At 72.7% G+C, this 21,112-nt stretch carries 20 protein-coding genes and 1 other RNA gene; 10 read left to right on the top strand and 11 right to left on the bottom strand.

Annotated features, from left to right (window positions below):
• Positions 1-3: 3 nt before the first annotated feature.
• The 3 genes from rnpB to ACFYPA_RS13005 form a co-directional block, all read right to left on the bottom strand.
• An RNA gene (gene rnpB, locus ACFYPA_RS13015) (RNase P RNA component class A) lies at positions 4-405 on the bottom strand.
• Positions 406-466: 61 nt separating this feature from the next.
• Positions 467-1,036: a Uma2 family endonuclease gene (locus ACFYPA_RS13010; protein ID WP_359318587.1), complete on the bottom strand. Its 570-nt coding sequence runs from the start codon at positions 1,034-1,036 to the stop codon at positions 467-469.
• Between the two features lie 115 nt (positions 1,037-1,151).
• Positions 1,152-1,679 carry a TetR/AcrR family transcriptional regulator gene (locus ACFYPA_RS13005; RefSeq protein WP_389131578.1) on the bottom strand — a complete coding sequence of 176 codons (528 nt, stop codon included), beginning with the start codon at positions 1,677-1,679 and terminating at the stop codon, positions 1,152-1,154.
• A 139-nt stretch (positions 1,680-1,818) separates the two neighbouring features.
• Between ACFYPA_RS13005 and ACFYPA_RS13000 the strand changes: the two genes are divergently transcribed.
• Together ACFYPA_RS13000 and ACFYPA_RS12995 are read left to right on the top strand one after the other, a co-directional pair.
• Positions 1,819-2,568, top strand: coding sequence for a MerR family transcriptional regulator (locus ACFYPA_RS13000; protein ID WP_359081265.1), 750 nt, complete (start codon positions 1,819-1,821; stop codon positions 2,566-2,568).
• Positions 2,565-3,425, top strand: a complete 861-nt coding sequence (locus tag ACFYPA_RS12995; protein ID WP_389131575.1) for a hypothetical protein — start codon at positions 2,565-2,567, stop codon at positions 3,423-3,425. The genes ACFYPA_RS13000 and ACFYPA_RS12995 overlap by 4 nt, the downstream gene beginning before the upstream one ends.
• Here the strand turns inward: ACFYPA_RS12995 and ACFYPA_RS12990 are convergent.
• The gene (locus ACFYPA_RS12990) at positions 3,376-4,797 is read right to left on the bottom strand and encodes an RNB domain-containing ribonuclease (RefSeq protein WP_389131733.1); all 1,422 of its coding nucleotides are present in this window, start codon (positions 4,795-4,797) and stop codon (positions 3,376-3,378) included. The two genes, ACFYPA_RS12995 and ACFYPA_RS12990, sit on opposite strands and share 50 nt — an antisense overlap.
• Positions 4,798-4,987: 190 nt before the next feature.
• Between ACFYPA_RS12990 and yaaA the strand changes: the two genes are divergently transcribed.
• Complete coding sequence (gene yaaA, locus ACFYPA_RS12985) at positions 4,988-5,788, top strand: peroxide stress protein YaaA (protein ID WP_389131572.1); 801 nt, start codon at positions 4,988-4,990, stop codon at positions 5,786-5,788.
• A 183-nt stretch (positions 5,789-5,971) separates the two neighbouring features.
• Positions 5,972-6,592: a bifunctional 4-hydroxy-2-oxoglutarate aldolase/2-dehydro-3-deoxy-phosphogluconate aldolase gene (gene eda, locus ACFYPA_RS12980; RefSeq protein ID WP_359081273.1), complete on the top strand. Its 621-nt coding sequence runs from the start codon at positions 5,972-5,974 to the stop codon at positions 6,590-6,592.
• Positions 6,593-6,776: 184 nt separating this feature from the next.
• On the opposite strand, the gene ACFYPA_RS12975 is transcribed toward eda, so the two are convergent.
• The 4 genes from ACFYPA_RS12975 to ACFYPA_RS12960 form a co-directional block, all read right to left on the bottom strand.
• A complete protein-coding gene (locus tag ACFYPA_RS12975; RefSeq protein ID WP_389131569.1) occupies positions 6,777-8,033 on the bottom strand; it encodes a bifunctional RNase H/acid phosphatase in 1,257 nt (418 codons plus the stop codon).
• The gene (locus ACFYPA_RS12970) at positions 8,033-8,776 is read right to left on the bottom strand and encodes a C4-type zinc ribbon domain-containing protein (RefSeq protein WP_356322194.1); all 744 of its coding nucleotides are present in this window, start codon (positions 8,774-8,776) and stop codon (positions 8,033-8,035) included. Before ACFYPA_RS12970 ends, ACFYPA_RS12975 begins: the two co-directional genes overlap by 1 nt.
• On the bottom strand, positions 8,773-9,609 hold the full coding sequence (locus ACFYPA_RS12965; RefSeq protein ID WP_359081276.1) for a Nif3-like dinuclear metal center hexameric protein: 837 nt from the start codon (positions 9,607-9,609) through the stop codon (positions 8,773-8,775). Before ACFYPA_RS12965 ends, ACFYPA_RS12970 begins: the two co-directional genes overlap by 4 nt.
• A 134-nt stretch (positions 9,610-9,743) precedes the next feature.
• Positions 9,744-10,784: an iron-siderophore ABC transporter substrate-binding protein gene (locus ACFYPA_RS12960; protein WP_359081278.1), complete on the bottom strand. Its 1,041-nt coding sequence runs from the start codon at positions 10,782-10,784 to the stop codon at positions 9,744-9,746.
• A gap of 198 nt (positions 10,785-10,982) precedes the next feature.
• Here ACFYPA_RS12960 and ACFYPA_RS12955 point away from each other — a divergent pair, with 198 nt between their 5' ends.
• A complete protein-coding gene (locus tag ACFYPA_RS12955; protein ID WP_359355050.1) occupies positions 10,983-12,284 on the top strand; it encodes a hypothetical protein in 1,302 nt (433 codons plus the stop codon).
• 380 nt (positions 12,285-12,664) lie between these two features.
• On the opposite strand, the gene ACFYPA_RS12950 is transcribed toward ACFYPA_RS12955, so the two are convergent.
• Genes ACFYPA_RS12950 through ACFYPA_RS12940 form a run of 3 tightly spaced genes read right to left on the bottom strand, consistent with a single transcriptional unit; the run spans position 12,665 to position 15,652 of the window.
• On the bottom strand, positions 12,665-13,606 hold the full coding sequence (locus ACFYPA_RS12950; RefSeq protein WP_359081281.1) for a 3-oxoacyl-ACP reductase: 942 nt from the start codon (positions 13,604-13,606) through the stop codon (positions 12,665-12,667).
• Positions 13,607-13,646: 40 nt separating this feature from the next.
• The gene (locus tag ACFYPA_RS12945; protein ID WP_389131564.1) at positions 13,647-14,723 is read right to left on the bottom strand and encodes a Zn-dependent alcohol dehydrogenase; all 1,077 of its coding nucleotides are present in this window, start codon (positions 14,721-14,723) and stop codon (positions 13,647-13,649) included.
• A 56-nt stretch (positions 14,724-14,779) separates the two neighbouring features.
• The gene (locus ACFYPA_RS12940; protein ID WP_359318490.1) at positions 14,780-15,652 is read right to left on the bottom strand and encodes a MaoC/PaaZ C-terminal domain-containing protein; all 873 of its coding nucleotides are present in this window, start codon (positions 15,650-15,652) and stop codon (positions 14,780-14,782) included.
• 284 nt (positions 15,653-15,936) lie between these two features.
• Between ACFYPA_RS12940 and ACFYPA_RS12935 the strand changes: the two genes are divergently transcribed.
• The 5 genes from ACFYPA_RS12935 to ACFYPA_RS12915 all read left to right on the top strand — a co-directional run bounded on the left by ACFYPA_RS12935 (position 15,937) and on the right by ACFYPA_RS12915 (position 21,108).
• Positions 15,937-16,881 carry an ABC transporter ATP-binding protein gene (locus ACFYPA_RS12935; RefSeq protein WP_359081287.1) on the top strand — a complete coding sequence of 315 codons (945 nt, stop codon included), beginning with the start codon at positions 15,937-15,939 and terminating at the stop codon, positions 16,879-16,881.
• Complete coding sequence (locus ACFYPA_RS12930) at positions 16,881-17,603, top strand: ABC transporter permease (RefSeq protein WP_389131560.1); 723 nt, start codon at positions 16,881-16,883, stop codon at positions 17,601-17,603. Before ACFYPA_RS12935 ends, ACFYPA_RS12930 begins: the two co-directional genes overlap by 1 nt.
• Positions 17,604-17,614: 11 nt before the next feature.
• Positions 17,615-18,811, top strand: coding sequence for a sensor histidine kinase (locus ACFYPA_RS12925; RefSeq protein WP_389131557.1), 1,197 nt, complete (start codon positions 17,615-17,617; stop codon positions 18,809-18,811).
• Between the two features lie 193 nt (positions 18,812-19,004).
• Positions 19,005-20,435, top strand: coding sequence for a glycosyltransferase family 39 protein (locus ACFYPA_RS12920; RefSeq protein ID WP_389131554.1), 1,431 nt, complete (start codon positions 19,005-19,007; stop codon positions 20,433-20,435).
• Positions 20,436-20,475: 40 nt separating this feature from the next.
• A complete protein-coding gene (locus tag ACFYPA_RS12915; RefSeq protein WP_359081659.1) occupies positions 20,476-21,108 on the top strand; it encodes a response regulator transcription factor in 633 nt (210 codons plus the stop codon).
• Positions 21,109-21,112: the final 4 nt, after the last annotated feature.

Here is a 21,112-nt window from a genome sequence, read left to right as displayed (position 1 = left end):
CGGCAGACGAGTCGGGCTGTACGCCGGGTTCTGTCGCCCGGTCGCCTCGCGGCGGCCGGGGAGACGGCCATCCATCTAGGACCGGCATTGCTGCCGGTCTCGTGCGGTCTACCCGCGAACTCGGGCGGGCCGCCCTCGAACGTTCGCGCAGAGCCGTCTTGCGACGGCCCCTCTTGACCTTGCTCCGGGTGGGGTTTACCTAGCCGCCTGAGTCGCCTCAGGCGCTGGTGGTCTCTTACACCACCGTTTCACCCTTACCGGGGACCGAAGTCCCAGGCGGTCTGTTTTCTGTGGCACTGTCCCGCGGGTCACCCCGGGTGGCCGTTAGCCATCACCCTGCCCTGTGGAGCCCGGACGTTCCTCGGGAGAATCCGAAGATCCTCACGCGGCCGTCCGCCCGGCTCGTCTGCCGTGGGGCCCATGTTACCTGCCCGGTCGGGGCGGCCCGACAGGGTGAGCGGCCGTCTCAGATGAACGCCTCGGTCTCCAGATCCAGGGCGAAGGGCGCCGGGAGACGGATCGACTTCCCGAACGGAATCGTGCAGTGCTGGCGGTAGTCGTCCCCCTGCGGATCGCTGAACAGCGTCACCGAGGACTGTTCGCGGTCGACCAGGAGGTACAGGGGGACGGGCCCCCGGGCGTAGCAGTGCCGTTTGCCCGTGCGGTCTGCGGCAGGCTTGGACGAGGTGACCTCGACGACGAGGGCGACCCCCTCGCACGGCATCCACGGGTCGGCCCCGCGGTACAGGCGCAGTTCGGTGGGCGCGAAGGTGCCGTCGGGAATGGCGTGGTTCTTGGGGCACCCCCCGCCACTGCGCAGTTTCAGCCCTTTGTTCCCGGAGAACTGCATCTTGGTACGGGAACGGGTGATCACCTGCTCAAGAATCAGGCCGATGTAGTCCTCATGATCCCCGTCCGGCGGCGGCGTCACGACAATCTCCCCCTCGATCAGCTCGGCCCGGAAGCCCTCCGGCGTATCCAGCGCCAGGAAGCCCTCAAGCAGGACTTCCGCCTGCGAGGGCGATTCGTGCGGCATGGCAGACATGTCACGCCCCTTCCTCGGTCGCTCGCCAGAGTGGGACATCGGGGAATCCGCCGTCCGTGAGATGGGAGTGTTTCCCGCGATCGTGGCACAGCCGGGCACCCAGTTGTCAGAGGCGGACCGAGGCGAAGGCCGCGATCCCCGCTGTCCAGGCCGCGGTGACGTCGAAGTCCGCGGGGAAGCGGCCGTTGAGCTCCATCGCGACCATTCCGTGGGCGAACGCCCAGGCCGCCCTGACCAGCCCTTCGTCACCGGCCAGGGCGCGGAAGAGGGGGGCCGCGGCGTGTTCCTCCAGGTCCTGCGGGAGGGGGTGGCCGGTGGTGAGGCGGTAGAGGTGGGGGTGGGCCAGGGCGTGGGCGCGGTAGGCGGCGGCCAGGGCCGGGAAGGAGCCGGGGGCCGTGGACTCGGCCGCTTCGAGCACGTCGGCGGTCTCCCGGAGCATCGCGTCGGCCAGGGCGTTCACCACGGACGACTTGTCCGGGAAGTGCTTGTAGAGCGACGGGGCCGTGATGCCCACGCATCCGGCGAGGCGGCGCATCGTGAGAGCGTCCGGGCCCTCCCGCTCCAGCAGGGTGCGCGCCGCGGCGAGGATCTGGCGGGCGCGGTCGGTGGCCGGCCTGGCCGCGGGGTCGGTCATCCCGGTCCTCCTCTTCCTGCGGGCCCGGGGTGTGGGGCCGAAGGCGCGATCGTACGAGACGAGGAGGGGCGCGGCGGGGACCGGGGGGCGCGGCCCGGCCTCTTGACCTTGCCGCGGCGTCAGGGTTTCTACTGGCCCCATGCGCATCGGAGAGATCGCCGCGCTCGTCGGGCTCACTCCCCGGGCCGTGCGGCACTACCACCAGATCGGCCTGCTGGCCGAGCCCGCCCGCCGGGCCAACGGCTACCGCTCCTACACCGTGCGCGACGCCGTGCTGCTGGCCCGGATCCGGCGGCTCACCGAGCTGGGGCTCGGGCTGGACGAGGTGCGCGAGGTGCTCGCCGGTGACGCCGGGCGGCCGCTCGGGGACGTACTGCGTGAGCTGGACGCCGACCTGGCGCGGCAGGAGCGGGAGATCCGGGAACGGCGGCTGCGGCTGGCGCGGTTGAGGGACGGGGCGGTGATGGACGGGGTGGGGCCCGTGTCGCCCGCGTTGGCCGGGCTGCTGGCCGCCGGACCCGTCACCGACTCCCCCTCCGCTGCCAGGGACCGGGAACATCTGGCGCTGCTGGACACGGCGGGCGGCGGCAGCGGCGAGGTGTACGCCGCGCTGCGGGAGCTGGCCGGTGATCCGGCCGTGCTGGCGCTGTACGAGGAGCTGGACGCGCTCGACGCGGCGCCCGTGGACGATCCACGCGTCGCGCCGCTGGCCGCGAGGATGGCCGCCCTCGTGCCGGACGAGGTGCTTGCGGCGATCCCTGACGACGGGCCGGCGCTGACGGGGTTCGGTGAGGCGCTGCTGGCGGACTATCCGCCCGCGCAGTCCGAGGTGGTGCGCCGGGTGATGGCGGCGCTGACGGAGCGGATGAAGGGGAGGCCGGAGCGATGAGAGGGGTACGGGCCGCGCGGCTCGTGGCCGCGGTCGTGCTGCCTGCCGAACTGGCGGTGGCGGTGTGCCTGATGGCCGGCGTACGGATACCGGGGGCGGCGCTCGCCGGCGCGGAGGCGGCGGTCCTGTCGGCGTTCGTGCTGGAGGCCGTCGTGTTCGGGCGGCTGTGGCGGGCGGAGAGGCGTGTGGGTGCCGGGCGGCGGGCGGCGATGAGTGCGGCGCTGCGGACGGTCGTGCCGGTGACGGTGCGCCGGCTCGTCGCGCACGAGGCGCGGGCCCTGCACAGCCTGGGGCTGTGGGTGCTGCGGCGGCGGCACGCCGTACCCGAGGGGGCGTCGGCCGTCCCGTACACCGGGCCGCAGACGGCGACGATGTACGGACTGGTCTTCGTCTCGGTGGTGGAGACGGTGATGCTGGCGCTGCTGATCCCCTGGCCGGTCGTGCACCGGATCGTGCTCGTACTGGATGTGTACGGGGTGCTGTTGGTGCTCGCCCTGCACGCCGGCTGTGTGACCCGCCCGCACGTCGTGGGCGCGGACGGATCGCTGCGCGTGCGTTACGGGGCCCTCTTCGATCTGCGGGTCCCGGCTGCCGCGATCGCCGCCGTGCGCGTGGAACGTCGTTTCCCCGAGGGCGGGTTGGTGCGACTGGATCCGGACGGGGTGCTCGAGCTCGCCGTCGGCGGCCAGACGACGGTGACGGTCGAGCTGACCGCGCCGCTGGGCTTCGTGCGGCCGCTCGGCGGTCGCGGGCAGGCGGTCGCGGTCCGCTTCCACGCCGATGATCCGCGCGCTGCCGTGGCCGCGCTCACGCGGGGGCGAACAGCACCTTCGACGATCCCGGATCCGCCTGGGTGAGGCGGACCCTCAGCCGCTGCCCCAGGGGGAGTTCGGCGGTGCCGCCCTCGATGCGGGCGACGATCGCCGGGTCGTCGATGTGGACGGTGCCGGTGGTCGGCTCCTGCTCCTTCACGTCCACCACGTACCCGTCGAAGACCGCACCGACCCGGTCCTTGAGCAGCGCCGCCTCGACGAGGTCGACGCACTCGCGCTCCACCGTGTTGGCGCGCCGGGTCCCGTCCGCCATCTCCTTGGGCAGGGCCGGGAGCGCGGTCAGGACCCATGCGGGAGGTTCGCGGTCCGCGGCGGCCGCGACGCACAGTTCGGACGCGTACCGGTCGACGAGGCGGCGCAGCGGCGCGGTGCAGTGCGTGTAGAGGTCGGCGACGGCGGCGTGCACGGCCGGGGTGGGCAGCTCGCCGTGCTCGAAGACGGTGTAGCCGGCGCCGCGCAGCAGGGTGGTGCAGTCCTGGAGGAAGGCGGCGTGGTTGGTCCTCGTCGGGTCGAGCGTACGGACGACCTGTGCGTACGGGACGTGGTGCGGCCAGTCGATGTGCAGGGCCTCGGCCGAGCGGCGCAGGCGGGCCACCGCGCCGTCGGGGGCGACCGGGAGCGTTCGCAGGATGCCGGTACCGGCTTCCCGCATCAGCCGGGCCGCGGCCATGCCGGTGAGCAGCGAGATCTGGGCGTTCCAGCCGTCGGCGGGGAGCGGGGCGCGGTATTCGAGTCCGTAACTGCCGTCGCGCTCGACGATCTCCTGTTCGGGCACGTCGAGGGAGATGCCGCCGCGCGCGATCTCCTGTTCCTCGCGCAGCGTGCCGATGTCCTTGAGCAGGGCGAGGGGCTCCTCGGCGGTACCCGCCTCGATCTGCCGCTGCACGCCCGCGTAGTCGAGTTTGGCGCGGCTGCGTACGAGGGCCCGGCGCACCCGGATGACTTCGGTGCGGCCCTCGCCGTCGAGGTCGATCTCCCAGAGCACGGCGGGGCGGGTCTCGCCGGGCAGCAGGCTGGCGGCGCCCTCGGAGAGTGACGCGGGGTGGAGCGGCACCTTGCCGTCGGGGAAGTAGAGCGTGGTCACCCGGCGGTGGGCCTCGGTGTCGAGCGCGCCGCCGGGGCGGACGAAGGCGGCCACGTCGGCGATGGCGTAGTGCACCCGGTAGCCGCGGCCCCGGCGTTCCAGGTGCATCGCCTGGTCGAGGTCCGTGGAGGTGGGCGGGTCGATGGTGAGGAACGGCAGGTCCGTGGCGTCCTCGTGCCCGGAGAGCACCGGGTTGCGCGCCGCGTCGGCCGCCTCGGCGAGCACGTCGGCGGGAAAGCCGTCGGCGAGTCCGAGCTCGGTGCGCAGTGCGCCGAGGGCCGCCCGCAGCGGGGTGTCGGCTGCGCCGGTCATGTGGAGCTGGCGGCGGGGCATGGACCGAGCGTATGGCGGGGCGGGGCGGGCGGCATCCCGGGTGGCGGAGGGGGCGGTCGTCCGCTCCCCGTACGCTGGCGCGAGGGGCATCCCCGGCATCCGGGTGACGCGGCGGGGGTCGCGTGCGCAGGCCGGGGCCCCTTTTCCATACGTACGAAGGAGAACCGCCGTGCTCGTGCTGTTGCCGCCCTCCGAAGGAAAGGCCGCCTCGGGGCGCGGGGCACCCCTGAAGCCCGAGTCGCTCTCGCTGCCGGGTCTGGCCGGGGCGCGGGCCGCCGTGCTGGACGGGCTGGTGGAGCTGTGCGCGGCGGACGAGGAGAAGGCCCGCGTGGTGCTGGGGCTCAGCGAGGGGCTGCGCGGCGAGATCGCGAAGAACGTCGAACTGCGGACCGCGGGCGCGCGTCCGGCCGGCGAGCTCTACACCGGGGTGCTGTACGACGCACTGGACCTGGCGTCCCTCGACGCGGCCGCCCGTCGCCGGGCCGGGAAGTCGCTGCTGGTCTTCTCCGGGCTGTGGGGTGCGGTGCGGGTGGGCGACCGGATTCCGCCCTACCGCTGCGCGATGGGCGTGAAGCTGCCGGGGCTCGGCGCTCTCGGGGCCTTCTGGCGGGCGCCGATGGCGGAGGTCATGCCGGAGGCGGCGGGGGACGGCCTGGTGCTGGACCTGCGGTCGTCCGCGTACACCGCGGCGTGGAAGCCGAAGGGTGAGGTGGCGGAGCGCACGGCGAGCGTGCGGGTGCTGCACTCGCAACGGGTGGACGGGGTGGAGAAGCGGTCGGTCGTCAGCCACTTCAACAAGGCGACGAAGGGGCGGATGGTCCGCGATCTGCTGCGGGCGGGGGTCCGGCCGAAGGGTCCTGCGGAGCTGGTGACGGCCCTGCGGGACCTGGGGTACGTGGTGGAGGCAGCGGCTCCCGCACGGCCCGGGCGAACGTGGGAGCTGGACGTGGTGGTGACGGAGATCCACTGAGGAGGACCTCCTGACGGGGACCTCCAGACGGAGATCTACCTACTGGCGGAGATCCAGCCACTGGCGGAGATCCAGCTGCTGACGGAGACCTGCTGACGCCGTTCCACTGTGTCGGCGGACCTGCTGTTGCATCCTGTGCAACGTTCGTTGCGTACGGTGCGGTGGTCGGTGCAGGATGGGGGCATGACCTCCTCCGTACTGGACCTCGCCCCCGTCGTGCCCGTCGTCGTTCTGGAGGACGCCGGCGACGCGGTGCCGCTCGCCCGGGCCCTGGTCGCGGGCGGGCTTCCGGCGATCGAGGTGACGCTGCGGACCGCCGCCGCCCTGGACGCCATCAAGGCGATCGCGGCGGAGGTACCGGACGCGGTGGTCGGCGCCGGCACGGTGATCTCGGCGCGGAACGTCTCCGACACGGTGGCCGCGGGCGCCCGGTTCCTGGTGAGCCCCGGCTGGACGGACGCGCTGCTGGACGCGATGAAGGCGTCGGGGGTGCCATTCCTGCCGGGTGTGTCGACGACGTCCGAAGTGGTCGCGCTGCTGGAGCGCGGGGTCACCGAGATGAAGTTCTTCCCGGCGGAGGCGGCAGGGGGCACGGCCTACCTGAAGGCCCTCTCCGCCCCGCTCCCGCAGGCCCGCTTCTGCCCGACCGGCGGCGTCTCCCTGGCCTCGGCGCCTTCTTACCTGGCCCTGCCGAACGTCGGCTGTGTGGGCGGCAGTTGGATGGTCCCCGGCGACGCGGTGGCGGCCCGGGACTGGGCGCGTGTGGAGCGCCTGGCCGCAGAGGCGGCGGCGCTGCGCGGTTGAACGCCACGAGATTTCACGGTTGCGCGTGCATGCTCCCCGGCAACCGGGGCACGAGGTCCTCAGGGACACGTGACCCGGACTCCGGGTGACCCGGGTTCCGGCCGGCAATCCCCCGGCCCGCCGGAACCGCCTCGGCCCCATCGGCCTCCCCCCGCCGATGGGGCCGAGTGCTGTCCGCAGGGCGTTACCGCAGGTGGGACGTGTCGTTCAGCAGCCGTACGGAGGCGTTGCCGTCCGCGTAGTAGGCGACAGCCGACACCGACGCCGCTGAGAGCTCCATCCGGAACAGCGACTCCGGCGGTGCGCCGAGTGCCAGCCGGACCAGGGTCTTGATGGGCGTGACGTGCGTGACCACGAGGACCGTGCGTCCGGCGTAGCGGGTGACGAGGCGGTCGCGGGTGGTGGCGACGCGGCGGGCGACCTCGGCGAAGCTCTCGCCGCCCCCGGTGGGGGCCGCCTTCGCGGAGGCGAGCCAGGCGTCCAGATCGGCGCCGTACCGCTCCCTGACCTCGCCGAACGTCAGGCCCTCCCAGGCGCCGAAGTCCGTCTCGCGCAGCCCGTCCTCGATCCGGACCTCCAGGCCCAGCCGCGCCGCGACGGCGCCGGCCGTCTCACGGCAGCGGCGCAGCGGGGAGCTGACGATCTCCTGGACCGTCCCGCGGGCGGCGAAGGCGTCGGCGGCGTGCTCGGCCTGTCCGCGGCCGACGGCGGAGAGCTCGGGGTCGGTGCCGCCGCTGCCGGAGAACCGCTTCTCGGGGGTGAGGGCGGTCTCGCCGTGGCGCAGCAGCACGAAGGTGGCGGGCTCGCCGAGGTCCGGGGCGGCGGCCCAGCCGACCTGCGGGGTGGCCGTGGCGGCGGGAGCGGGACGGTTCAGCGCCGCCCGGGCCCTCGCCGCACCGGCCGTCGCGTCACCGGGCGGTCCGGAGACCGGCGGCAGGGCGGCGGCCACCGAGGACCTCGGAGTGTCGAGGTCCGCCGTCGAGGCGGACGGTTCCCACTGCTTGCCGCGCTTGCCCGCGTCCATCGCCTCGTTGGCGAGCCGGTCCGCGTGCTTGTTCTTCTCGCGCGGGATCCACTCGTACGTGACGGCGGAGGCGGGCAGGACGCGCGCGGCCTCGGCCGCGAGCGGTTTCATGTCGGGGTGCTTGATCTTCCAGCGTCCCGACATCTGTTCCACGACCAGCTTGGAGTCCATCCGGACACGGACCTGCGGACCGTCGTCCGCCGGCCCGTCCGGCAGCAGCGCGCGCACGGCGCGGAGTCCGGCGATGAGGCCCTTGTACTCGGCGACGTTGTTCGTCGCGACGCCGATGTACTCGGCGGCCTCGGCCAGGGTCTCCCCCGTCGCCGGGTCGATGACGACCGCGCCGTAACCGGCAGGCCCCGGGTTGCCCCGGGAGCCACCGTCGGCCTCGACGACGAACCGGCGCGGCTGCGTCATTACAGGCCCGAGTCCGCGGTGCGGACCAGGATGCGGTGACAGTTCTCGCAGCGCAGCACCGTGTCGGGGGACGCGGCCTTCACGTCGTTGACCTCGGTGATGTTCAGCTCGAGACGGCAGCCCTCGCAGCGGCGCTGGTAGAGGCGGGCGGCGCCCACCCCGCCCTGCTGGGCGCTGAGCTTGTCGTACAGCTTGAGCAGGTCCGCGGGGACGGAACCGGCGACGACCTCGCGCTCCTTGGTGACCGTGGCGGTCTCCGCGTCGAGCTCCTGCGTCGCGGCGTCCCGGCGGGCGGTGGCGTCGTCGACCTTGGCCTGCACGGCGGAGACCCGGTCGGTCAGCTCGGCGACCCGCTCCTGGGCGGACTCGCGGCGCTCCATGACTTCGAGGACGACGTCCTCCAGGTCGCCCTGGCGCTTGGCTAGGGAGACGATCTCGCGCTGGAGGCTCTCCAGGTCCTTGGGCGAGGTGACCGCGCCGGAGTCCAGGCGCTGCTGGTCGCGGGCGGCGCGCTGGCGCACCTGGTCGACGTCGTGCTCCGCCTTGGTCTGCTCGCGGGCGGTGTCGCTCTCCTCGGTCGTCGAGGCGACGAGGAGGTCACGGAGCTGGGCGAGGTCGGCCGTGAGCGACTCGATCTCGGCGTGCTCGGGCAGGGACCTGCGCCGGTGCGCGAGCTGGGAGAGGCGCTGGTCGAGGGCCTGGACGTCGAGGAGTCGGATCTGGTCGGCGGGCGCGGCGTTCAGTTGGGGGCTCCAGAAGAGTGGTGGGTGGTCCAGGGGTCGGTGACCTGCTTCGAGACGTGGACCCGCAGGTCCCATCCGTGGCGGTCGGAAATCGCGTCGAGCTGGGTGGCCGCCTGCTCGCACCACGGCCACTCGGTGGCCCAGTGTGCGGCATCGACCAGGCCGAGCGACGAGTGCTGGACGGCCTCGGAGGCCGGGTGGTGGCGCAGGTCCGCGGTGAGGAAGGCGTCCACGCCGGCGGCGCGCACCGCGTCGAAGAGGCTGTCACCCGATCCGCCGCTCACCGCGACGGTCCGCACGAGGGCCTCCGGATCGCCCGCGAGGCGGATGCCCTGCGCGGTGGCGGGCAGCCGGGCGGCGGCACGGGCGGCGAAGGCGCCCAGCGTCTCGGGGTGGTCGAGCGTGCAGACGCGGCCGAGGCCGCGGCGGCCCGCGGGGTCGGTGGGGTCCGGGACGAGGGGCCGCTCGACGCGCAGGTCGAGGGCGCCGGCCAGGGCGTCGGAGACGCCGGGGTCCGCGGAGTCCGCGTTGGTGTGGGCCACGTGCAGGGCGATGTCGTGCTTGATGAGGGTGTGCACGACGCGGCCCTTGAAGGTGCCGGCCGCGACCGTCGTCGTACCGCGCAGATAGAGCGGGTGGTGGGTGACGATCAGCTGGGCGCCGAGCTTCAGGGCCTCGTCCGCGATCTCCTGGACGGGGTCGACGGCGAAGAGCACCCGGTCGACCCCGGCGTCCGGATCGCCGCAGACGGTGCCGACCGCATCCCATCCTTCGGCCCGCCCGGGCGGCCACAGGGCGTCGAGCTCGGCGATGACTTCAGACAGACGGGGCACGGAGGAAAGGCTACCTGGCCTCCGTGCCCCACATCCCATGCCCGGTCGGACCCGCGCCATCGGGCCGCCGGCCGGTATGAATCGTTACGTCACGAGGTCCGCGCCGCCGCTACTCGGCCGGGTCCTCGCCACCGCTACTTGACGAGGTCCGCGCGCAGGTCGTCGAGGACGAGGTTCGCCGCGGTGACGCCGAGGCCCAGGTACCAGGTCTCGTCGGAGACGTTCTTGGCCCGGCCACCCTTGACGGCGTCGAGGTTCTTCCACAGCGGGTTGGCCTGGGCCGTGTCGCGCTTGGTGGCCTTCACGTCGCCGTACACACCGGTGAAGATCCAGTCGGCGTCCGCCTCGTCGATCTTCTCGGGGCTGATCTCCGCGGCGAGCTCGTCGATCTGCTGGTTCTCCGGCCGCGGCAGGCCGGCGTCGTCGAGGATCGTGCCGATGAACGAGGCCTTGGCGTAGAGGCGGATCTTGTCCGGCAGGTAACGGACCATGGAGATGGTCGGCTTCTTCGGGCCGATGTCCTCGCCGAGCTTCTTCGCGTTCACCTCGTAGGCGCCGAGGGCCGACTTCGCCTTGGCGGTCTTGTCGAGCGCCGCGGCGTTGAGGAGGTAGTTCTCCTTCCAGGTGAAGCCCGGGCGGATGGAGAACACGGTCGGCGCGATCTTGGACAGCTCGTCGTACTTGTCCGCGGCGCGCAGCTGGCTGCCGAGGATCAGGTCGGGCTTGAGCCCGGCGATCGCCTCGAGGTTGAGGTTGTTGATCGTGCCGACGTTCTTGGGATCGCCCGCGTCCTTCTTCAGGTACGACGGGATCGCCGCGTCGCCCTCGGAGGGGGCGTAACCCACCGGCTTCACCCCCAGCGAGACGACGTTGTCGAACTCGCCGACGTCGAGCACGACGACCCGCTTCGGGGCCGCCTTGAGCTCGGTCGTGCCCATCGCGTGCGTGACGGTACGGGGGAAGGTGCCCGCCGGGGCGTCGGTGCCGTACGTCGCGGTCTTCTTGGCCGCGTCGCCGAAGTCCTTGCCACCGGTCGCCACCGCCGCCTTCTTGTCACCGCCGGCCTCGGACTTGCCGGAGGCGTCGGACGCGTCGTCGCTTCCGCAGGCCGAGAGGGACAGGGCGGCCACAACGGCCAGGCCGACTGCGGCGGTGCCGCGGCGACGAAGGGACATCACTTGCTCCAGTCGAGGGTCACACAGGTAACACTTAGGAATGCCTTACCTTAGACACCCCTGACCCCCCAGAGCACACCCACCCCCGTCTTCTCAGGTGAATCCGGGCATCACCACCCTTATGTGTGAAGTGGTCACGCCCGTGTTGTTCGGTAGCGAGTGCGAAAACTAGCTTCGGTGGCCGGAGGTGACGAGTCGATGACTGCCTGTGCCATTGAGGACGGGACCGCTGAGGCGGCCGGAACCGGCGAGACGGTGGAGCCGGAGTCCGACGAGCCGGACGGAGCCGAGGAGGCACCGGATCCGGCCGGGGGCGCCGCGGGTCCGGCCGAGCCGGTGGAGCCCGGGCCGCCGGAGCACGACCCTGGCGAAACGGTCCTGCCCGCGTTCACGCTCACGACCGACGGGGCCTACGCGGCACGGCTCACGACCGCCGCCGGGACGGGAGCGGCCGGCCGGACCGCCCGCTACGCGGAGCGCTGGACGCTGGACGGCCCCGAGCCGTACGCGGTGCCGCTCCCGCTGGACCGGCCTGAGGAGGCCGGCTCGCAGGTGCTGCCGCTCGCCGACGGCAGGGTCCTGATCCGGCGCCGGGTCGCCGACCGCCATACCTTCTCGCTGCTCTATCCGACCGGGCCCGGCACCGGTGAACTTTCGCTGGGCGCCGTCGAACACCCCGAGCTGACCCTGCTGCCGCCGTCGCCGGACGGCGTCAGCGCGTACGCCCTGTCGACCGGTGCGTACTCCACCGGTCTCTGGCTGGTGGCGGGCGGCGCGTTCGGGCCGGAGCACATCGCGGACCTGCCGGGGCGCTGTTCCGGCGGGGTCTGGCTCGACCGGGCGGGCCGGCTGCTGGCCCTGGACCGGGAACCGGCGGGCGGCGGACCGGTGAAGGCGGTCGCGGTGGACCTGGGACGCGGCGGGGAAATGACGCCGCTGCTGCAGATCGCACCGGACAGTGACGACCGGCTGCTGCTCGCCGATCCGGACAGCGGTCTGCTGCTGATCCGCTCCGACGCGCCGGGGCACGACCGGATCGGCTGGGGGGTGCTGGGCAGTTGTCTGCCGGTGCGCTTCCCCGAGTGCCTGCGTCTGCCGGACGTCGCCGTGACGCCGTTCGCGGTGCAGCCGGGGCAGATGCTGATGCCGGAGAGCTGCGCGGTGGCCCTGCGGATCGACGGGGCGGCCGGCAGCTGGGTGGGGGTCTGGCGCCCGTCGGGCCGGCGGCTGCACCAGCTCGCCGCGCCCGGGGGCTGGCTGGCCGGCAGCGGGGTCTGGTCGCGCGACGGCGTCCTCAGGCTGCCGTACGCGAACGAGGACGCTCCCTGCGCGCTGGCGTTCCTGACGGCCCCGGCCGACGTGGATCCGTCCGGGGAGGCGGCTTCGGCGGGATGCGCGGAAAGCGGTGGGCAACCCTCCGCCGCCGTGACGCCTCCTCCTGTGTGTAGACCCGTTCCACTGGGGCAGGCGCCTCTCGTGGGGCGTACGGCACCTGACTAGAGTTGAGCCGGGGATCTCACGCAATCGCGCACCGCGGTCGCCGACGGTGACCGTTCCCGAGCGGTGGTGCGAGGGCCCCGCAGACCAGCACGCAAGCGATCACAACGGGGTGACTTCCCAGATGTCTGAGGCGCGATCCGACACGACCCAGACGCGTCCGCCGGGGGCGGACGCGCAATGGGCCGCAGACGGCGGCTCCGGAAAGCACCGAGGAGGTGTGGCGACGGACGATTCTGCGGCTCAACCGCACGGCCGTCACCGCCGCCCCTCCGAGGGGGCGGCAGGGCGGCCTGACCGCCCGGGAAATGCGACGAGAGAGAGGAGGGCCCCCGCAGCCGGCCGGCTGCGGGGGCCCTCCTCCGTGCGCGTCCACCCGGCGGTCAGCCGCGCTTGAGGCCGAGCACCTCCGCCGCCGCGAACGTTTCGTTCGGCGGCCGGTCCGCGTAGTACGGGGAGATCAGTTCGTCCAGCTCGTCGAAGGAGAACGTCTCCTTCGCCGCGTCGAACTTCGCCGCCACCCTGGGGCGGTCGACGATCGCGACCATCCCGCCGTGCACCACGAGCAGTTGCCCGTTGACCTTGGCGGCCGCCGGTGAGGCCAGGTAGCCGACGAGGGGCGAGACGTGCTCGGGCGCGAGTGCGTCGAGCCGTCCGTCCCGCGGTTCCTCGAAGCCCGCGAAGACGTCCTCGGTCATCCGGGTCCGGGCGCGCGGGCAGATGGCGTTGGCGGTGACGCCGTACTTGGCCAGCGCCAGCGCGGTGGAGGTGGTCAGACCGACGATGCCGCCCTTGGCCGCCGCGTAGTTGGGCTGGCCCGCCGAGCCGGCCAGGAATGCCTCCGACGAGGTGTTGACGATCCGGCCGTAGACCGGGCCGCCGGATTCCTTCGACCTCGACCGCCAGTGGGCGGCGGCGAAGTGCGTGGTGTTGAAGTGGCCCTTGAGGTGCACCCGTATGACCGAGTCCCACTCGTCCTCGGTCATCGAGAAGACCATCCGGTCGCGCAGGATGCCCGCGTTGTTGACGAGGACGTCGAGCCGCCCGTACGTCTCGACGGCCAGGTCCACGAGGGCGCGGGCCTGCTCGTGGTCGGAGACGTCGCCGAGGTGTGCGACCGCCCGGCCGCCGGCGGCGCGGATCTCCTCGGCGACCTCCTCTGCGGGCGCGGCGGACGCCTCGCCCGAGCCGTCGCGGCCGGGCTGTCCGTAGTCGTTGACGACGACGGCCGCGCCGAGCCGCGCCAGTTCCAGCGCCTCGGCCCGGCCGAGGCCGCGGCCGGCGCCGGTGACGATCGCGGACAGTCCGTCCAGGGGAAGTGACATCGGTTCTCGGGGTCCTCTCGGGAGGGGGCGGGGCGGGGTCTCAGAGTTCGACGCAGGTGCGCAGCGACTCGCCGGTCCGCATCTGGTCGAGGGCGTCGTTGATGCCGTCGAGCCGCACCCGGTGGGTGATCATCGATGCGAGGTCGATGCGGCCGGCCCGCCAGAGCGCGATGGCCCGCTCGTACGACCGGAGCACGTCCCCGCCCCCGTACATGGAGGGCAGGATGCGCTTCTCGTCGAAGAACAGCTCGAACATGTTGACCTGGAAGTTGTCGTCCATCGCGCCCGCGCCGACGATGCACAGGGTGCCGCCGCGCCGGGTCTGCTCGTACGCGGTGCGGGCCGTGGCGGACTTGCCGACGACCTCGAAGACGTAGTCGAAGCCCTCGCCCGCGGTGATCCGCTGCTTGGCGTCGGCGAACTCGTCGGGTGAGACCGCCTCGGTCGCGCCGAACCGCAGCGCCGCTTCGCGCCGGGAGGCCACCGGGTCCACGGCGACGATCTGGGCGGCGCCCTGCACCCGGGCCCCCTGGATGGTGGAGATGCCCACACCGCCGCAGCCGATCACGGCGACCGAGGAACCGGCCTCCACCTGCGCGGTGTTGATGGCGGCGCCGAGACCGGTGGTGACCCCGCAGCCGATCAGCGCGGCGATCTCGAACGGCACGTCGTCGGGGATCGGCACGGCGCAGCCCGCGCCGACGACGACCTCCTCGGTGAACGTGCCGGTCCCGGCGAAGCCGAAGACGTCACCGCCGGGGCGCTTGAAGTTGGGGGTGCCCGCGTTCATGAAACCGGCGAGGCACAGGTGGGTCTGGCCGCGCTTGCAGGCCGGGCAGGTGCCACAGGCCGGCAGCCAGCAGACCAGCACCCGGTCCCCCGCGCTCAGCCCGGTCACCCCGTCGCCGACGTCGACGACCTCGCCGGCGCCCTCGTGGCCGGGGATGAAGGGAGCGGGCTGCGGGAGCACTCCGCTCATCGCGGAGACGTCGGAGTGGCACAGCCCGGTGGCCCGGATGCGGAGCCTCACCTTGCCGGGGCCGAAGCCCACCGCCTCGACGTCGTCGAGTACTTCGAGTTTGTCCTGGCCTATCTCGTGCAGTACGGCTGCGCGCATGGTGCGGCTCCCCTCACGGGCCTGCGGTGCTCTGATGCCGGGTCGGCGGTTGGGATTCAGGAGTGCTCGACGAAGGTGTCGCCGAGGACCGTGGCGTTGTCCCGCTCCACGGCTTTCACCTCGACGCGCACCTGGTTCCCGGCGGTCCACATCTCGATGCGGAGGGTCTCGCCGGGGAAGACGACCCCGGTGAACCGGGTGCGGTAGGAGCGGATACGGGTCACGTCGCCGCCGAGCACCGTGTCGGTGACGGCCTTGAGCGTCATGCCGTAGGTGCACAGCCCGTGCAGGATGGGCCGGTCGAAGCCGGCCCGCGCGGCGAAGCCCGGGTCGGCGTGGAGCGGGTTCCAGTCCCCGGAGAGGCGGTACAGCAGCGCCTGGTCGGGGCGGACCGGCCGCTCCACGACGTGGTCGGGGGCGACGGCGGGGTGGGCCACCCGCTCGGACGGGCCGCGCTCGCCGCCGAACCCGCCCTCGCCGCGCACGAAGATCTGGGAGTCGCTGGTCCACAGCGGGCCGTCGTCGTCGGCGGCCTCGGTGCGCAGCACCAGCACGGCGGCCTTGACCTTGTCGTACACCGCGGCCACCTTCGACGTCGCCAGGGCGCCGCCCTTCACGGGGAGCGGCCGGTGCACCCGGACGCTCTGCCCGCCGTGCAGGACGGCCGCGAGGTCGATGTCGACCCCGGGTGCGGAAAGACCCCCGGCCATGGCCGTGCCCGCGCCCGCGACGGTGGCGAAGGAGGGCAGCACCTGGAGCCGGGACTCCAGGGTGTAGCGCAGCTCACCGGGGTCGACGGCGGGGTCGGCCAGGTCGGGGCGGGCACCGGCGCCGATCCCGAGGTGGTAGAGCTGGACGTCCTTGTGGTCCCAGCTGATGTGGCTGGTCCGGGGTTCGGCAGCGAGAGCTTTTTCGGCATCAATGGGCATGGGGAAGCTGCTCCTCGACGGTGAAAGACCTCGGTGCGGCCGTCCGCACCGTCGGCCGCACCGAGGTCGTGCGGGGACCGGAGACCACGCCCGTTCTAGAACGCGTTCTAGCCGGTTGGCCCTATGTATAACGCAGCGTCCAGCACTTGGGAAGACTGCTGACGTCTCGTCAGATCGGCTGTGGGGCAGCGTTCTCACCCCGCTGCGGGCCATGACATTTGTCATCGCGGAGTCCGTACATGCGCCTCTGCCGCTCCATGTCCGGGCTCCGTAGCGTCGTATGCATGACGCAGACGACAGGGGACGGGGCCGCGGTGGTCTTCACCGGGGTGGTGAAGACCTTCGGCAGGCCGGGGCAGCGGGTGCGGGCCGTGGACGGGATCGGACTGACCGTCGAACGGGGCGAGACCGTCGCCCTGCTCGGCCGCAACGGGGCGGGGAAGTCCACCGCGATCAGCCTGCTCCTCGGGCTGAACGAACCGGACGCGGGCAGCGTGCGCGTCCTGGGCCGTACACCCGAACAGGCCGTACGGGCGGGCTCGGTCGGCGCCATGCTCCAGGACGGGCGGCCCATCCAGCGCGTCACCGTCCGCGAGCTGATCGCGTTCGTCGCCTCCACCTACCCGAAGCCGTTGCCGCTCGGCGAGGCGCTGGCCCTGGCGGGTGTGGCGGAGTACGCGGACCGGCGGGTCGACAAGCTCTCGGGGGGCCAGATCCAGCGGGTCCGGTTCGCCGTCGCGCTGGCCGGGAATCCGGAGCTGATCGTGCTGGACGAGCCGACCGCCGCCCTGGACGTGGAGGGGCGGCACGCGTTCTGGGAGTCCATGCGGGCCTACGCCCGGCGCGGCAACACGGTGCTCTTCTCCACCCATTACCTGGAGGAGGCGGACGAGAACGCCGACCGGATCGTCGTCGTCGACCGCGGCCGGATCGTCGCGGACGGCAGCGGCGAGGCCATCAAGGCCGCGGCCGGCCACAGCCGGGTCTCCTTCGACCTGGCGGGCCGGGCCACCGGCGGCCTGGAGCTGCTGCCCGGCGTCGTGACGGTCGAGGTGACCGCGGACAGGGCGGTGCTGCACACGGACGACTCGGACGCCACCGTGGTGGAACTGGCCCGGCTCGGCCTGGTCCGGGGTCTCCAGGTGTCCCGGGCGACGCTGGAGGCCGCCTTCCTCTCCCTCACCGCACCGGCCGCCGCACCCTCCCGATCCGCGAAGGAGTCCGTCTGATGTTCCTCTACGTCCTGCTCGAGATCCGCCGCACCCTGCGCGACGGCACCTTCCTGATCTTCGGCGCCGGAATGCCCGTGATGATGTATCTGATCTTCACGAACATCGGAGGCGGCGACGGAGTCGACGGGTGGAAGACCGCTTCGATGGTCGGCATGGCCGCGTACGGGGCGCTGGGCTCCGCCATGGCGATCGGTACGGGCGTCGCGTCCGACAAGTCCCTGGGATGGCTCCAGCAGTTGAGGATCACCCCGCTCCCTCCCGCGCACGCGGTCGTGGGCCGGGCGATCAGCGGTTCGGTGACCGTGCTGCCGACGATCCTGACGGTGCTGCTCGCCGGCGGTCTGGTGAACGGAGTACGGCTGGCGGCCTGGCAGTGGGCCGCCCTCGTCCTGCTGCTCTGGATCGGCGCCCTGCCCTTCACCCTGCTCGGCCTGGGCAACGGCTACCGGCTCACCCCGCAGGGCACCGGCGTCGTCAACGTCGCGTGCCTGATGGGCTTCGGTGTCGTCGGCGGGCTGTGGTTCCCGCTGGAACTGCTGCCCGAGTGGCTGCGGTCCGTGGGCAGGTACACCCCGGCCAACCGGTTCGCCGACCTGGGCTGGGCGGCCACGGACGGCCATGCCCCCGGCATCACGACGGTCGGTGTACTCGCTGCGTGGCTCCTGCTGTTCGGTGCGTACGCCGTGATCTCGTACCGTCGGTCCGCAAGGACCGTGTGACGGGAGTGGACATGTCCAGGAACGGAAGAGCGGCCAGGAAGGAACGGCGCCGGCTGCGCGAGGAGACGCGCCGCCCCGGCCCGCCGGGGCCGTACGCCCTGCTGCCCTGGCTGCTGATGGGCCTGGGCTCCTTCTCCAACCTCTTCCAGGGCGAGACCCCCAACCCGTGGATCGGCGGCCTCGGGCTGCTCGCCTTCAACTCCCTCTACATCTCCGTGGTGTTCCGGGGCTTCGTCAAGGAGAAGCGCGAGAGCCCGGTGTCGTACGTCCTGCTGGGCGCGATGACCGTCATCACCTTCGGGCTGGCGATCGGCTACGGAGGCAGCTGGCTGCTCTACTTCCCGCTGCTCTCGCTGGCGTGCGGAACCATCCTGCGCCACCGCCTGCTGGCCGTCGGGCTGCTCGGGCTCGCCGTCTCCGCGTGTCTGATCTCGGTGTGGCGCGAGGACGGGGGGCCCACGCCCTGGACGCTGGGCTACGGGACGTTCATCTCGGGTGCGGTGACGGCCGCGATCCTCACCCTGGCGGAGACCGTGATGGAGCTGCGCTCCACCCGCCAGGAACTTGCCCGTACCGCCGTCGAGAAGGAGCGGCTGCGCTTCTCCCGCGATCTGCACGACCTGCTGGGCCACACGCTCTCGGTGATCGTCGTGAAGTCGGAGGCGGCACGCAGGCTCGCGCCGCGTGACATCGACGCCGCGCTCACGCAGGTCGCCGACATCGAGTCCGTCGGCCGGCAGGCGCTCACCGAGATCCGCGAGGCGGTATCCGGCTACCGCGAGGGGAGCCTGGGCACCGAACTCGACGGGGCCAGGTCCGCGCTGACCGCCGCCGGGATCGAACCGTCCGTCCGCCGCTCGGGCCCCCCGCTCGCGCCGCAGACGGAGGCGCTGCTGGGCTGGGTGGTCCGGGAGACCGTCACCAACGTCGTCCGCCACTCCACCGCCACCACCTGCGCGTTCGTCGTCGAGGGCACCGCGGACCGGGTCCGTCTGACGGTCACCGACGACGGCCGGACCCCGGCCGCCCCGCCCACCCCGGGCATCGGCGGCACCGGCCTGAAGGGCCTCACCGAACGCCTCGCGGTGGCCGGCGGCTCCCTGGAGGCGGGCCCCGGGCCGGCAGGCGGCTTCGTGGTCACGGCGGAACTGCCCGTGGACGCGCCGGGGGAGCCGGGTGGGAGCGGCGGCCCGAACCCGGTCGCGTAACCCGGAGCGAGGACTACGCCGTACGGCTGAAGCCGCATCCCCTCTAGCTCCTGCGACGGACCCCCGGGGTCGTCGGCTCAGGTGACGACCCAGATCGCGTCGGCGGCCTAGCGTGCTGCAGGTGATCGGAACGGCCCGGCGCGGTTGCCCGGTGTCCGATCGCCTCCTTTGTCCCGCGACCCGGAGCTTCGCCATGCCCAGAACCACACGCGCGGTCGGCCCGGCAGCCCTCACCCTCTTACTCGGCCTGTGGGGAATCACCCGCGGAAACAGCATGTGGCGTGACGAGGCGGCGACTTGGCAGGTGGCCCACCGGTCCGTTCCCGAGATCCGGCACCTGCTGGAGACGGCCGATGTCGTCCATGGCCTCTACTACCTGTTCATGCACGGTGTCTTCGCCGTCTTCGGGGACAGCCTGCTCTCCCTGCGGCTGCCCTCCGTCCTGGCCATGGCCGGCGCCACCGCCCTGATCACCATCCTGGGCACCCGCCTGGCCGGCCCGTGCACCGGTCTCGCCGCGGGCCTGGCCTTCGCCCTGATCCCCGCAGTCCAGCAGTACGCGCAGGAGGGGCGTTCGTACGCGCTGGTGACGGCCTGCGTGGCGCTCGCCTGCCTGCTGCTGGTCGAGGCGGTCGACAGTCCGGGGGCAGGCCGGTGGACGGCGTACGGCGCGACCCTCCTGGTGGCGGCCCTGCTCAACTGGTTCTCGCTCCTGGTGCTGTTCGCACACGCCGTGACGCTGGCGCTGTCCCGCCCGCCCCGCCCGGCAGTCCTGGGCTGGGGGGCCGCCGCGTCCGCGGCCGTAGCCGGAACGCTGCCTCTCATCATGGCGAGCAAGGCCCAGGCGGGGCAGGTCGCCTGGATCCCCCCGGTCCTCCCGGGCACCCTGCTCGGCCTCGCACCGACCCTGCTCGCGGGCGTGCTCTGTGCCTGGCTCGCCCGCCCGGGGAAGGGCGACCGCACGCCGTCCAGCGGCGCCCGGATCCCGATCGCCTCCATCGCCCTGCCCCTGTTGGCCGTTCCTCCGCTGCTGCTGCTCGTGGCCTCCCTGGCCCACCCCCTCTACCTCACCCGGTATGTCCTGTTCAGTTACCTCGGCCTCGCCCTGCTCATCGGCGCGGCGTGCCGCGCCCTCGCGGTGCGGCTGCGCGGGGCACCGCGCCGTCCGGTCGTGGTGGTCGCGGCTGCCGCCTTTCTCGGACTGCTTCCCGTCCAGCTGTCACTGCGCGGCCCGGCCAGCCGGATCGATGACGTGCTGTCGACGGCCGAGAACGTCGCCGCGGTCCACGAGGCGGGTGATGTGGTGCTGTACATCCCCGCGGCCCGTCGGGACACGGCCCTTGTCTCGCCGGCCGACTTCACCGGGATCGGAGATCTGGCGCTGGTCCGGGATCCGTGGGAATCCGGCACGATGAACGGCGTGGAGGGCACCCCGGAACAGATAGCGGACGCCATGCTGACCGCGCGCCGCATCGTGGTCGTCAGTGACGCGGGCGCCCCGTCCGCCCGTACCGCTCGCGACCGGGCCAAACGGCGTGTCCTGAAGGAGCACTTCGTCCGCTGCTCCGAAACCGACGAACGCGGCCGCCGGGTCACGGTGTACCGGGCGCGGCAGACGGGATGAACCCGGGCCGCCCCGCTCTACTCTGTTCCCCGTGAACGAGATGCCGCAGGATCACCGGCCGTCCAAGTCCGTACGGGTACTGCTCGCCGAGGACCAGGGCATGATGCGCGGCGCGCTCGCCCTGCTGCTCGGTCTGGAGCCCGACATCGAGGTGGTCGCCCAGGTGGGCGCGGGCGACGAGATCGTGGCCGCCGCCCTGACGTCGCGGCCCGATGTGGCGCTCCTCGACATCGAACTCCCGGGCCGCAGCGGGCTGGACGCGGCCGCCGATCTGCGCGAGGAGGTGCCGGACTGCCGGGTGCTGATCCTCACCACCTTCGGCCGGCCCGGCTATCTGCGGCGCGCGATGGAGGCGGGTGCGGCGGGGTTCCTGGTGAAGGACGGTCCGGTCGAGGAGCTCGCGGCGGCGATCCGCCGGGTGCTGACCGGGGAGACCGTCATCGATCCGGCCCTGGCCGCCGCCGCACTGAGCGCCGGACCGAGCCCGCTGACCGCGCGGGAGCGCGACGCGCTGGTCGCCTCGGTGGACGGGGCGACGGTCGCCGACATCGCGCTGAAGCTCCACCTGTCGGAGTCGACCGTACGCAACTACCTGTCCGCCGCGATCGGGAAGACGGGCACGCGCAACCGGATGGAGGCGGTCAGGGCGGCACGGCAGCAGGGCTGGCTCTGACGGG

Source organism: Streptomyces sp. NPDC005775, from assembly GCF_042871565.1.
Lineage (GTDB): Bacteria > Actinomycetota > Actinomycetes > Streptomycetales > Streptomycetaceae > Streptomyces.
The sequence above is the reverse complement of the archived record's forward strand: the minus strand, read 5'-3'. Positions and strand labels throughout refer to the sequence as shown.

Excerpts from the sequence above, each read along its gene's own strand:
- ACFYPA_RS12975 (WP_389131569.1), bottom strand. The coding sequence starts at position 8,033 with ATGACGCAGCCGCGCCGGTTCGTCGTCGAGGCCGACGGTGGCTCCCGG.
- ACFYPA_RS12915 (WP_359081659.1), top strand. The coding sequence starts at position 20,476 with ATGCCGCAGGATCACCGGCCGTCCAAGTCCGTACGGGTACTGCTCGCC.
- ACFYPA_RS12925 (WP_389131557.1), top strand. The coding sequence starts at position 17,615 with ATGTCCAGGAACGGAAGAGCGGCCAGGAAGGAACGGCGCCGGCTGCGC.
- ACFYPA_RS13010 (WP_359318587.1), bottom strand. The coding sequence starts at position 1,036 with ATGCCGCACGAATCGCCCTCGCAGGCGGAAGTCCTGCTTGAGGGCTTC.
- ACFYPA_RS13000 (WP_359081265.1), top strand. The coding sequence starts at position 1,819 with ATGCGCATCGGAGAGATCGCCGCGCTCGTCGGGCTCACTCCCCGGGCC.
- ACFYPA_RS12940 (WP_359318490.1), bottom strand. The coding sequence starts at position 15,652 with ATGCCCATTGATGCCGAAAAAGCTCTCGCTGCCGAACCCCGGACCAGC.
- ACFYPA_RS13005 (WP_389131578.1), bottom strand. The coding sequence starts at position 1,679 with ATGACCGACCCCGCGGCCAGGCCGGCCACCGACCGCGCCCGCCAGATC.
- ACFYPA_RS12955 (WP_359355050.1), top strand. The coding sequence starts at position 10,983 with ATGACTGCCTGTGCCATTGAGGACGGGACCGCTGAGGCGGCCGGAACC.
- eda (WP_359081273.1), top strand. The coding sequence starts at position 5,972 with ATGACCTCCTCCGTACTGGACCTCGCCCCCGTCGTGCCCGTCGTCGTT.
- ACFYPA_RS12930 (WP_389131560.1), top strand. The coding sequence starts at position 16,881 with ATGTTCCTCTACGTCCTGCTCGAGATCCGCCGCACCCTGCGCGACGGC.
- ACFYPA_RS12950 (WP_359081281.1), bottom strand. The coding sequence starts at position 13,606 with ATGTCACTTCCCCTGGACGGACTGTCCGCGATCGTCACCGGCGCCGGC.
- ACFYPA_RS12990 (WP_389131733.1), bottom strand. The coding sequence starts at position 4,797 with ATGACCGGCGCAGCCGACACCCCGCTGCGGGCGGCCCTCGGCGCACTG.
- ACFYPA_RS12920 (WP_389131554.1), top strand. The coding sequence starts at position 19,005 with ATGCCCAGAACCACACGCGCGGTCGGCCCGGCAGCCCTCACCCTCTTA.
- ACFYPA_RS12935 (WP_359081287.1), top strand. The coding sequence starts at position 15,937 with ATGACGCAGACGACAGGGGACGGGGCCGCGGTGGTCTTCACCGGGGTG.
- ACFYPA_RS12945 (WP_389131564.1), bottom strand. The coding sequence starts at position 14,723 with ATGCGCGCAGCCGTACTGCACGAGATAGGCCAGGACAAACTCGAAGTA.
- ACFYPA_RS12960 (WP_359081278.1), bottom strand. The coding sequence starts at position 10,784 with ATGTCCCTTCGTCGCCGCGGCACCGCCGCAGTCGGCCTGGCCGTTGTG.
- ACFYPA_RS12995 (WP_389131575.1), top strand. The coding sequence starts at position 2,565 with ATGAGAGGGGTACGGGCCGCGCGGCTCGTGGCCGCGGTCGTGCTGCCT.